Origin of the sequence: Metamycoplasma auris (assembly GCF_003253435.1) — a bacterium.
GTDB lineage: Bacteria > Bacillota_I > Bacilli_A > Mycoplasmatales > Metamycoplasmataceae > Metamycoplasma > Metamycoplasma auris.
Map to the genome: position 1 here is coordinate 38,571 of NZ_QKUB01000001.1, position 13,110 is coordinate 51,680.

General features: G+C 27.2%; 9 protein-coding genes and 2 tRNA genes. All 11 read left to right on the forward strand.

The window, feature by feature from the left end:
* Positions 1 to 189: 189 nt before the first annotated feature.
* Positions 190 to 720: a cysteine hydrolase family protein gene (locus tag BCF89_RS00205; RefSeq protein WP_111517962.1), complete on the forward strand. Its 531-nt coding sequence runs from the start codon at positions 190 to 192 to the stop codon at positions 718 to 720.
* Between the two features lie 75 nt (positions 721 to 795).
* Positions 796 to 871 (forward strand) — tRNA-Thr (locus BCF89_RS00210).
* A gap of 6 nt (positions 872 to 877) precedes the next feature.
* Positions 878 to 961 (forward strand) — tRNA-Leu (locus BCF89_RS00215).
* 131 nt (positions 962 to 1,092) lie between these two features.
* A complete protein-coding gene (gene uvrB / locus BCF89_RS07350) occupies positions 1,093 to 3,060 on the forward strand; it encodes an excinuclease ABC subunit UvrB (protein WP_111517963.1) in 1,968 nt (655 codons plus the stop codon).
* 47 nt (positions 3,061 to 3,107) lie between these two features.
* Positions 3,108 to 4,499 carry an endonuclease/exonuclease/phosphatase family protein gene (locus BCF89_RS07355; RefSeq protein ID WP_111517964.1) on the forward strand — a complete coding sequence of 464 codons (1,392 nt, stop codon included), beginning with the start codon at positions 3,108 to 3,110 and terminating at the stop codon, positions 4,497 to 4,499.
* Between the two features lie 164 nt (positions 4,500 to 4,663).
* Positions 4,664 to 6,319: a ribonuclease J gene (locus BCF89_RS07360; RefSeq protein ID WP_111517965.1), complete on the forward strand. Its 1,656-nt coding sequence runs from the start codon at positions 4,664 to 4,666 to the stop codon at positions 6,317 to 6,319.
* 22 nt (positions 6,320 to 6,341) lie between these two features.
* Positions 6,342 to 7,463 carry a hypothetical protein gene (locus BCF89_RS07365; RefSeq protein WP_111517966.1) on the forward strand — a complete coding sequence of 374 codons (1,122 nt, stop codon included), beginning with the start codon at positions 6,342 to 6,344 and terminating at the stop codon, positions 7,461 to 7,463.
* Between the two features lie 32 nt (positions 7,464 to 7,495).
* A complete protein-coding gene (locus BCF89_RS07370) occupies positions 7,496 to 9,352 on the forward strand; it encodes a hypothetical protein (RefSeq protein WP_111517967.1) in 1,857 nt (618 codons plus the stop codon).
* Between the two features lie 102 nt (positions 9,353 to 9,454).
* Positions 9,455 to 10,123, forward strand: a complete 669-nt coding sequence (locus BCF89_RS00245; protein WP_111517968.1) for a LemA family protein — start codon at positions 9,455 to 9,457, stop codon at positions 10,121 to 10,123.
* Between the two features lie 241 nt (positions 10,124 to 10,364).
* Positions 10,365 to 12,329, forward strand: coding sequence for a DNA topoisomerase subunit B (locus BCF89_RS00250; protein WP_111517969.1), 1,965 nt, complete (start codon positions 10,365 to 10,367; stop codon positions 12,327 to 12,329).
* Between the two features lie 17 nt (positions 12,330 to 12,346).
* Positions 12,347 to 13,096, forward strand: a complete 750-nt coding sequence (locus BCF89_RS07375; RefSeq protein WP_111517970.1) for a phosphotransferase — start codon at positions 12,347 to 12,349, stop codon at positions 13,094 to 13,096.
* The last annotated feature ends 14 nt before the right edge of the window (positions 13,097 to 13,110 follow it).

Sequence of the window (13,110 nt, forward strand, 5' to 3'; positions counted from 1 at the left end):
AATCTTTTTCAAGTAAAAAAAGATAAAATAATAATTTATTGCTTTAAATGTAAAACATTATGTAATTTAAAATAAAATCAATATAATAATTCTTAGTAATTAAATAAAATTGTAGGGATTTCAAGGATCCAAAATTTGGAATACTTATGTAGATTTAATTTAAATAGATATTCAAATTTGGGAGTTAAAATGAAAAAACTAATCTTTGTAATTGATATGCTAAACGGATTTACAAAAAAAGGTAATCTTGCAAGTAAAAGAATAAAAAAATTAATCCCAAGAATATCAAGACATATGCAACAAAATTCAGAGTTTGATAATATCTTTTTTTGCGATGCACACACTGAAAGTGATCTTGAAATGTTTTCGTATCCACTTCATTGTTTAAAAAATACACCTGAATCTGAGATTGTTTCTGAATTAGTTGGATTTGCAAAGACAATTATTAAGAAGAATACAACAAATGCATTTCTTAAATTAGAAAATAAAGAATTTTTGGATTCATATAATGAATTTGAAATTATTGGATGTTGTACTGATATTTGTATTCTCCAATTCGCCCTTAATCTTAAAACTTATTTCAATTCTAAGAATATGGATAAGAATGTAATAGTTTATAAAAAACTTGTTAATACATTTGATTCTAAAAATCATAAGGGAAATAAATTTCATAAATTTGCTTTGAAACTTATGGAAAATAGTGGAATTTTAATAAAATAGTCCAAATAAATTAGTTTAAAAAATTTAATACAAAATAAAAAAAGTTTATATAATTATTTAGGCATATAAAAATAGGCCGTTTTAGCTCAGTTGGCAGAGCAACTGACTTGTAATCAGTAGGTCGTAGGTTCAAGTCCTATAAACGGCACCAGATTATGCGCGAGTGGTGAAATTGGCAGACACGTTAGTTTTAGGCACTAATGCCTCCGGCGTGAGGGTTCAAGTCCCTCCTCGCGTACCATATCACTAAATGACCAAAAGAAGGCAACAAATGCCTTCTTTTTCTTATATTAGATTTAAAATCAATAAATAAATTAAGAAAATTAGAATTCTAAAAAACTATGTTTTTTAAAACTTTATATAATTTAAAACATGAATGAATTTAAACTTGTAACTAATTTTTTACCATCTGGAGACCAACCAAAAGCAATTGAGCAACTAGTTAACGGTATTAAAGAAAACAAAAAACATCAAGTACTTCTTGGAGTAACTGGTTCAGGGAAAACTTTTACGCTAGCTAATGTTATTGCAAAAACTAATCGCCCCGCGCTAGTAATTAGTCATAATAAAACTCTAGCAAGTCAACTATACTCTGAACTTAAAGAGTTATTTCCTCATAACAAGGTTGAGTATTTTATTTCATATTTTGATTACTATCGCCCTGAGGCTTATAAACCAGCAGAAGATTTGTATATTGAAAAATCTTCAATTACAAATAAAGAAATTGAGGCAATGAGAATCTCAACACTTAATTCTTTAATAACAAGATATGACACAATTGTTGTTGCGTCTGTTGCTGCAATTTATGGCGCTTTTAATCCTGAAGAATATAAGAAACACTTTTTAAAATTAGAAGTATCTGAGCAAATATCTAAAAAAAATATTAAAAGTTCTCTTGTAAGAATGCATTATCAAAATATGGGTGTTTTTCCAGATATTGAACAAGGACAATTTAAAAGTGTTGGTGATGTTATTACAGTTGCTCCGGGTTATAAATTTGATTATCTAATTCGAATTGAATTGCAAGATAATCAAGTAATAGGAATTAAATTAATTGAACCAATCACAATGGAAGTGGCTAAGAAACTAGATGAAATTATAATTTATCCTTGCACTTCCTTTCTTATTGACCAAAGTTATATTGAACCAATATGTGAAGAAATTGAAGATGATTTAATTGAAAGAGTTAAGTATTTTAAAGATAATAACAAATTAGTTGAAGCTCAAAGATTAGAAAGTAGAATTAATGCTGACATTGATTCAATTAAAGAGTTTGGTTATACATCAGGTATGGAAAACTATGCAAGATATATTGATAATCGTAAACCAGGGCAGAAACCATATACACTTTTTGATTATTTAAATAAGGATACAATCTTATATATTGATGAAAGTCACTTAATGTTACCTCAAATCAAGGGCATGTATGAAGGAGACAGATCAAGAAAGGAAAAATTAGTTGAATATGGTTGAAGATTACCTTCAGCATTAGATAATCGCCCTTTAAGATATGATGAATACCTAAAAATTGATCTACCCAGAATTTATCTTTCAGCAACACCAGCGGATGAAGAAATAAACTTAGCCGGAGGCGAAATCATTACGCAATTCATTCGTCCAACTGGTCTACTAGATCCAATTATTGAAATAAGACCTAAAGCTGGTCAAATTCAATTGATTCATGATCTTATTAAGAATCAAATAACTAACAATGAAAGAACTCTGATTCTTACTCATACAAAAGAAAATGCTGAGGAATTATCAAATTATTTAAAGAAATATAAGATTAAATCTGCTTATATTCACGAAGAGTTTGAAGTCTTTGAAAGAAATGCAATTCTAACTGATTTAAGAGTTGGAAAATATGATGTCGTAATTGGGATCAATCTTTTAAGAGAAGGAATTGACTTACCTGAAGTGAGTTTGATTTTGGTTTTAGATGCAGATGTAAATGGACTAGGAAGAGATAGAAAATCATTAATTCAAATTGTCGGGCGTGCAGCAAGAAATGACCATGGCAAGGTAATTTTCTTTGCTGATTCAATGTCTAAGGCAATGTCAGAAACAATTGCTGATAACAAATTAAAAAGAGATATTCAACAAAAATACAATCATCAACATAACATAATACCTAAGACTATTATTAAACCAATTTCAAAAATAAACTTAAATATCGCTTCAAATATCAAATTTAAAAAGAAAGCAAAATTAACAATTAATAAAACCTACATTGCCGAATTAGTTAGAGAAATGAAAGAAGCAGCTAAAAATTTGGATTTTGATAAAGCAATAGAAATAAAAAATTATCTATCTGATTTAGGATGGGAAAATACAAAATAATAAATCTTAGAATATGAAAAAAATTAAGTAATAAAATTTAAGGTATCATGAAAGCAAAAAGAAACATTTTATTATTAATCTCAACAACACTAGTTGCTCCATCTTTTTTAATTGCTGCTTCATGCCAAAAGAAGAATAGCAGTGATACAAACAAAAATGAAGAAAGTTACAATCTAAGACTTACTGAATTGATTGAAAATATAAGTTCAATTGAAGATAAAAATATAAAGGAACAATTCAATTCCTCAGCTCTTTCAATTATTCAATCAAAAGATTCAACTCCAATTTTAGAATCATTGAATAAGATCGAATTATTGTTGAAGGATATCAAGAAAGCCATTGAAAATAACAATAAGAGTGAGACTGAAGTAAGACCTCAACTAACACCAATTCCTGCTCCACAATCTTCAATGAAACCTGAACCAAAACCACAACCTCAACCTGAACCAAAACCACAACATCAACCCAGATCACAAGATATTCCAGCAGGAAAAGAAAATACATTCAAATGAGGACATTGAAATATTTTGAAATATCACGGTGATGGATCTCAAGATAAAAAGACCAAGCGTATTGCTTTATTAAGTGAAAAAGAAAAGTTTGATATTCTTGGATTGACAGAGGTTTTTAATCCAGATAATGTAAAAAATATAGTTGATGAGATGAATAAACTTAGCTCCTCAAATATGTATTCATATATTGCAAGTAAAAATGAAAAAGGGGACAAATTCAGTAAAGGTTCAGCAGAAGCAGTTGCAATTATTTATAATAACAAAAAATTTGAACCAATAAAGTTTAATAATGATCAAATAGGATATTCTTATAAAGACAAATTTGATGATAATTTAGGAGATAAATCAGCTCAGTATGCAAGACCTCCATATGGAATTCAGTTTAAATATAAATTAAATCAAGATAAAAAAATGACCTTTGTGTTTGATCACTTTGATGGTCCAGGTTGAAAAAAGAAATATCTAGGTGAGAAACCAATTGATAAAATTGGTTCGTTCGAATATCGTGAAGGTAAGCAACTTTGAAAAGCTCTAGATAGATTTGATGAATTAGGTGGCAATGCAGGGAATGTATTTTTTGCTGGTGATACAAATATAAAATTAGGAAAAGAACATCTAGTATTCGATTGGCTAGACAAATACAATAGAAATAGTGGATATAAGTCAGTATTTGAAGATAATAAAAAATATAGTTCTTCCTTAAATATGACAGGTGGGTTTGCTAATCCATATGATAAAATGTTTTACAAAAGCAATTTTAAATTAACCAACTCATTTGTTTTTGACATATATAAAGTTGTTAAAGATGATGAATATGTTAATTTATTTAAAAAACACGATGTTGAAATAGACAATGAAAAAGCAATAAGACATCAAAGTATTTTAAGCGATCATACATACACAGTTGCAGAGTTTGAAATTCAATAATTTATGTAAGCAATTCATATATGATTGCTTATTTTTTTTATTTCATTTGAAAGAATAAAAACTTGCTAAAATATTTATATTTAAGTTTTACTTAATTTCTTATATTTAAACTAATTTCAATAAATAAATTTCAATAATAAGTTATAGAAAATTAAAGAGGTGTTATGAATAAAGTTAATTTCTTTGCATTGGGAGGACTTGATGAGAACGGAAAGAATTCTTATGTGTTAGATATTAATGGCAAATTATTTATTATTAATTGTGGTACTAAAATTCCTATTAATACACACAATGGTGTTGATACTCTAATTTGTGATTATGAATATCTTGAAAGAAGAAAAAAAGATATAGTTGGACTTTTTATTACTGATGTAAAGGATTCAAGTTTTTCAGCAATTCCTTGATTAATAATGAAGTTGCCTGGACTTAAAATATATACAAGTGTATTCAATCGTATTGTTATTATGAATAGAATCACAAAGTATAATGTTGGAACTAATAATTTTGAAATCAAAACATTCAATTCGCCACTTAAGTTTAAAGATGTAATTGTTTCAAATTTTGATGTTGCAGGCGGACTTCCTGGACAAATGGGACTTAATTTTGAATATCAAGAGGGAAATATTTTATTTCTTGTAAATTTTGTTATTGGTGATCTTGGTTCATATGGAAAAACTGATTTGTATAGAATTAAGAAACTAATAAGTAATAATAAACCACTTCAAATGTTAATTATGGATGTCTCAAGAGCTAATTATTCTGGTAAAAGTATTGATAAGATCTGAGTAACCAAGAAGATTGAAAGCAAATTTAGCGATACAGCAAATGATAAAAGAATTGTTTTTGGTTTATATGATGAAGATATGATCATAGCACATGAAATTCTTCTTTTAGCACATAAATACAAACGACCAGTAATGATTTATGGAAAAAATTATTCACAACTAATTGATTTAGTTTCAAAGATTAGTCCTAACTCGCAATTTCCTGAATTTGTGGATATAAGAGCAATCAATGAAACTCCAAATGCTGTCGTTTTAGTTACTTCTTCAACCGAACGTCTATATTCAAGACTCTTAAGAGTTGCAACGAATAATGATGTTTATTTGAAATTAAAAAAAGATGACACTGTAATTATCATTGCTCCCCCAATCAATGGTCTTGAGGTGAGTTATGCTTTAACATTAGACGAAATTGCGCGTCGTGCTTCTAATTTAATTGAATTAAGTTCAGATCAATTATATCCATGTAATCCTGCTAGAGATGATATATATAATGTTATAAAGGAACTAAGACCTAAGTATTTTATTCCTATCCAAGGACTATATCGTTATTTAGTGCTTGCTACAAAAATTGCACGTAGTGCAGGAATGAATATATCTAGATGCATTGTACTTCAAAATGGAAGGATTGCTGAATTTGTTAACAATGAATTGGTTTCGCAAAAGCAAGGAATCAAAAGTGTAGGTGATGTTGTTATTGATGGTTTTGGAATTGGTGACATTTCACAAGAAGTAATTAATGAAAGAGAAAATCTTTCAAGAGATGGAGTTATTGCCTTGAGTTGTTTAATTAATTACAAAACAAGAAAACCAATAGGAAAACTTCACATTAGTTCATATGGAATCGTATCTAAAGAAAATAAAGATACAATCATTAAAATCATTAATAACTTATTCTTAAAAGAATTTGAAAATAAATCATCGCATCAAATTGATCTAAAAGATATTCAGGAACATTTAAGAAAGACTGTAAAAAGAAAAATTTTTAAGTCATTAAATAAAGAACCAATTATTGTTGTAACACTATATGAAATTTAAAAAAGGTAATAAAATTTAAAATATGGTAGATAACAAAAACATTGAAAAAAATGAGACTGAAATAAAGAAAATTAAACAAAAAAAGACTTATTTTTTTCTTAAAGATAAAACTTTTATTTGAACAATAATAAGTTTTGCAATGGTTTTTTTTATCATTATTTCCTTTTTAAATATTAAAGGTTTGACAACAATTCATTCCTTTAGTTTTGGTTTGTTTTTTGGAATGTTTTCAGTCGCTATTTTTGTTTTTATAATTTTGCTAGCAATCAAAAATATTTTTAAAATGAAAAACACATATTCAGCAAGTGTTTTTCATTTTAGTTTTTTAAGACTAGGAATTTTGCTTTTTTCGTTAATTATCTTGGGTACAGCAATTTATTATGCTAAATTTAAAACAGAAACCTATACATATAAAAATGCGCTAATTGCTATTTCAGAAAAATGATACGAAGATTTTATTAAATATAAAACTACTTCATTACCAAATAAATGGACACCCGGTTTATTTTTTAGCTTCATCTATTTTTTAATTGCTTTTCCTGGAGGAACAGCAGGATTTGTTTTATCTTTCATTATTGCAATTGTTATTCTTTTGCTTGCTTTTGCATCATTCTTTATTAGTGATAATACTTTTAAGAAAATTTTTGGAAGTAAACATAAAAAAGAATCAAAGCAAACTAATATCAATCTCAATCTTGATAAACAAAATATTTTTGAAGAAACAAAAGAAAATATTCATATTGAAAAGAATCCTGAAGTTAATGAGCAAAATATACCAAAAATAGAAGAAGATGATTTTGTTTCGAAAGCAATAAATAAAGATAAACAAGAAAAGCAAGATGAAAATCCAAATAAACAAAATATTCAAATTATTCCTGATGTACCTGATTTTTCAACTAATGAATTTGATCTTTTGTTTATACAAGAGAATGAAAAAACCGAATTAATTCCAAATGAAATAGAAAGTAATGTTGAACAAGAAACAAAAGAAGATAATGTAATTAATTCCAAACCTATTAATGAAAATAATATTAAAAATGATGAAATTGATTTCTTTTCAGATAACAAAAAAACCGAGGAAAAATTTAAGAATTCTAAGTCAACTAAATTTTCTATAATTGATGATAAGGAAGATTTATTTTAGTAAATTAAATGAATTTATAGTTAGGTGACTCTATGGAAAATAGTATTGTAAAAGAAGAAAAAGAAAATTCAAGTGGGATGGATTGAAATAAGATTTTTAATAATCCAGTAACAGAAGTATATGAGGGACTTATAAAGGAAACAGAAAACGCATGTCAAAGAGTTTTTCAAAAATATGTTGTAAATGGCAATGAAACGACGAATGATTTGATTGAAAATAATGTTGAAACCATAACTTCTCTGACAAATGAAATCAATGTTGAAAAGAAAACTAAAAAAATTACAAGCAAAAAAGCTGCAAACGTATTTATATTATTTTTTTGTATTTTTATAGTAGGACTTTTCTTTATTAAGTTCTTTATTGACAATTTTAAAGTAGTAAATAAATTTTATTCATTTAGAAAAGAAAGAGTCAATATTATTAATTCAAAAATTCAACAAAATAGAGAACTTATTCCAACCATTTTTAATAAGTTTAGTATCTTAGGGTGAAAAAATAAGATTTTAGAAGAATTAGATATTAATAAAATAAGACATATAAATTCAACCGATTTTTCTCATCTAATTGAAAAAGATGGATTTTATTCTTATGATGCAATTCAAAAATATCAGGTGCGTAATTCTTACTTTTATGATATTTTATATACAAAAGAATATTGAAAAAATGTAATCACAAGAGAATCAATCTTGGCTACGATTCAAACAAAGGATGGTCCTGTAACAAAATTCATTTCAGCAAGTCATGTTGAACCTACACCATTTATGTTTCAAAAGCACGCTTTTGTTCTTCCAACTAACTATCGCCCAGATTTAAAAATTTTAGAAAATGATAACTACTTATCAAAAAGAGAATACGACAGAGCTATAAGATCAGGTAAGTTTCTTTTAGAAAATCCTGAGTTGTATCAATACTATAATTTTTCATTTAATGATAAGATTGGATTCCTTGATTATTTCAAAGTAAAAACTCAAGAAAATTTTGTTAAATTTGCTAAAAGTCTAAAATGAAGATACAAATTCTATAAGCTTGGAAGGTCAATTTTTGTTTCAAATAATTATGACCAAAGTAAATTGCCATATTCGGATAGTAACGATTGATTTGAAAAAGTGCAGTTAGTAAATTTATCTATGTCAATCACACTTACTCAAGTTTTTGGTGCAATGTGCAAAATCATTAAAGAAGCAATATTTCCAATATTTAAATGTCTAGCTCAAGCATATTTAAACACGAATATTGCATCTGAGGTTTATGAAGAAAAAGGTAGATATCTATCAAATTACTATTATGATTCAAATAAAAAGAATATAAATTTAGCCTCTAATTTAAATATTATGGATATCCTAACTAAGACGATTAGTTCAAAAAATTATTGATTTAATTCGGCAATACCAAGTAAGGATATAGGATTGGAAATTGATAGTTACATCACTGATAATAAAAAAAACTTAACCAATGCGTTTATAACATTTAAAATGTTTTCGTATTGAAAAGAAGATTTGATTGATTCAGTTTGGACTAATAATCACATAATTGATGTACCTTATGAAAAATTTCATCCATTGATAGAAAGAAAACAATTAATCTATTTAGGGAAATATAGAGATTCAATAAAAAAAGATCTTTGTGTTAAATATTCATTCTACAATAAAGAAAAATCATCTTATATAAACTTAATATTAGATGAAAATACCGATGCAGATACACTTAATAAAGTGCAAAATATAAATGATATATTTAATTATATTTGTGATGCAAAATTAATTGAATCCGACTTTAAAATGCAATTTGATAATGATGGATTGTTTATTTTTATCAATAGCGAACTTAGTATGTATAGCATTGAAAACATTTTAGAATATTTTTCAATCAATATTAAAACTCGAGACTAAAAAAATTCTTTGAGATTGTATAATTTAAATAATTAAAAACTTCAATTTATACCAAAAAACAACTACAAATGACTAAAATTAAAAGTTAAAAAAAGGATAATTATGTTATTTGACTCAAGAACACCTCAATCAAATGAAGGATTTAAGCCTAATGTTGATAATTCGATTAAAATTCCTGAAGTTAAGAAAGGAGAAAAGGTTTTATTTATCTTTCTCTTTATTATAACTTTCGGATTATTCTTCATTGCAGTTATTAACCGAAAAAATGAATTATTAGCAAGAATAAACCGTATTCAAGAGGCTGCTTCATTAATTCAAGCTGCTGAAAAGAAAAGAAGAGCAATTTTAATCAAACAATTAGACGCAGTTAAAGGTTATGCAAACTTTGAACACGAAACATTAACTAAAGTAATTAAATATCGTTCACAATTAGTTGAATTAGAAAATGAAACTGACCCAGCTACTTTAGCAACAAAATTAAATCAAATTAAAGCAGCAATAAATATTCAATTTGAACAATATCCAAATTTAAAAGCAAATGATTCTTACTTAAGATTTCAAACAGAAATTGCAGTCCAAGAAGATGAAATTTATGCAACTATTAGATATTACAATGCAATAGTTAGAAATTTCAATTCCGATATTTATCAATTTTGAACAAATATTGTTGCTAAGAAGAATAATATCTACAACCAACCTCTATTCCAAGCAAGCGCTGAAGAAAGACAAGATGTTGATACAAGTTCATTAGCAAATCATATTGCAAAATAAAGTTTGTAAATGTATCTTTAATTCTAATTTTCTATAAACAACTTCTCATTTTTTGTAGAAGTTTTTTATTTATTTTTTTTCACAAAAAAGAAGCAAAATTTTTATATTTTTTAACTGTAAAAACTATGTTTTTTCCTTGCTTATTATATAAGCAAAGGAAAAAAGATATTTGGTATAATTTATTAATTATATTAATGCTAAATTATTGCTAATTCATAGTGAGTAAGCTAAAGGAGTTTTTATGTCAGATGAAAAAAAATATGTAGCTAGTGATATTCAGGTTCTTGAAGGATTAGATCCTGTTAGAGTTAGACCAGGGATGTATATTGGTTCAACTGGATATCGTGGAATTCATCATCTAATATGAGAAATATTAGATAACTCAGTTGATGAGGCAATGGCAGGATATGCAACTGAAATAAGCATCATTTTACATCCAGACAACTTTATTGAAATTGAAGACAACGGTAGGGGAATGCCTGTTGATATTCACCCTTCAACAAATAAATCTGCAGTTGAAACAATTTTAACTGTGTTACATGCTGGTGGTAAATTTGATTCGAGCAATTACAAAGTAAGTGGTGGTTTGCATGGGGTAGGTGCCTCTGTTGTTAATGCATTGAGCGAATCATTTGAGGTATGGGTAAAAAGAAATGGTAATCTTTATTATCAAAAATATCAACATGGTGGAAAACCTATAGATGATTTAAAAGTAATTGAGCAATTGCAAACAGAAGAAACAGGAACTAGAATTAAATTCCAACCTGACTATTCAGTTATGGATAGAATTAATTTTGATTTTGGCACAATTAGTGACCACGTTAAACAAGTTGCTTATCTAAATAAAGGATTGAAATTTAATTTACTTGATTTAACAAAAAATATTAAAAAGAGTTTTTGCTTTGATGGTGGAATTATTGACTATGTCAAGGAATTAAATAAGGGTAAAAAAGTAATTAACCATGATGTTATATATGCGCATGGTGAAATATCTGATATTGAAAAACAAAAGAGCAGTCAAGAAGATCCTAATAAAACTCCAAAGAAAGTTGATATTCTTGTTGAAGTAGCATTGCAATACAATGAAGCATATCAATCAACAATTATTTCCTATGCTAATAACATTCAAACAACTGATGGTGGAACACATGAAAATGGGTTCTATGATTCAATTGTAAGAATATTTAACAAATATGCTGAAGATAATAAATTATTTAAAGCTAATGAAAAAATAAGTAAAGAAGATTCAAAAGAAGGTTTAGTTGCAATAATTTCTATAAAACATAGTGATCCAGTATTTGATGGACAAACTAAGACTAAATTTGGTTCATCGAATGCAAGATATGCAACAAATAAAGTTCTTTCAGAAGTTCTTGAAAGATATTTGAACGAAAATCCTGTCACTGCCAAAAGCATAATTAATAAGTGTTTACAATCACAAAGAGCTAGACTTGCGGCAAATGCAGCCAAAGAAGCATCAAGAAAAAAAGACGGCATGGAATTTAGTGGATTACCTGGCAAATTAGCTGATTGCTCATCTAAAAATGCGGAGTTAAGAGAACTTTTCATTGTCGAAGGTAATTCTGCTGGAGGTTCGGCCAAAGGTGGAAGAAACCGTGCAATCCAAGCAATATTACCATTAAGAGGTAAAGTAATTAACGCTGAAAAAAATGACCGTGTTAAATTCCTATCTAATCAAGAAATTCAAACCATTATTCATGCTTTAGGAACTGGTATTGGCGATGATTTTAATATCAACAAATTAAAATATCACAAGATTATCATTATGACAGATGCCGATGTTGATGGGGCGCATATTTCAACATTATTATTAACTTTCTTTTATCGTTACTTAAAACCTTTAATTGAGTATGGTTTTGTTTATATTGCAATGCCGCCATTATATAAGATTATGGCTTCAAAAAAAGTGGAATATGCATACAATGATGCACAAAAAGAAGAAATTCTTTCGAAACTAGATGATAAGAACATTTCAATCCAACGTTACAAAGGGTTGGGGGAAATGGATGCTGAACAATTATGAGAAACAACAATGAATCCTGAAACAAGAAAGATGCTTCAAGTACAAATTAATGATATGGCAATTTGTGACTCAGTTTTTTCTACCCTTATGGGTGAAGAAGTTGAAGCAAGACATGATTTCATTGAAGAGAATGCAAAATATGTTTCAAATATTGATTTTTAATAAGGAATATTTAACAAATGAAACTAATTAAAAACCAAGGTTACACAAATAAAACGTATTATGATGAACAAACAAACGAGTTTATTAAAATAAAAAATTATGATTCATTTAATCATAAGACACCAAACAAGATTTTAAATGCTCTAGATTTTGTTCCAAAGACAATTTACGAAGATGATGAAAGAGTTGTCAATGAGTGAATTGATGGCCCAATCATGACTCAAGAAACATTGAACGATGACAAGTTAAGGGAAATAGCTAAAAAGTTAATTACGTTGCATAATTCAAAACTTGAATTTTTTAAAGAAAATCAAATCGCTCGCCGTTTTAAGGTCTATCGTGAAAAAATTAAAGCATATGGAAAAAAAATTCCTATTCTTGATAAGCACTATAAAAAAATAAATTTATTTCTTAAGAATATTGATAACTCAGCGCCTGTGCATAATGATCTTTGACTTTTTAATTTTATTGAAAATAAAAAAGAACTTTATATAACAGATTGAGAATATGCAACCATGGGTGATGTACATTTCGATTTAGCTTATTTTATTGAATCATCACAATTAGACAAAAGACAAGAACAAGTTTTTCTTGAGGCTTATGGGGATGATTTTGAACCTAAGTTTTTATTGGCACAAAAGGTTATTGTGAATGCATTAATTGTATTATGAATCAACAAACATGAAATCAATCCTTTTGATGATACACTTTATTTAAAAAGAGTCGATCAATTGATAAATGAGTATAATAAACAATATAACTCTTAACTTAATGAGTAATT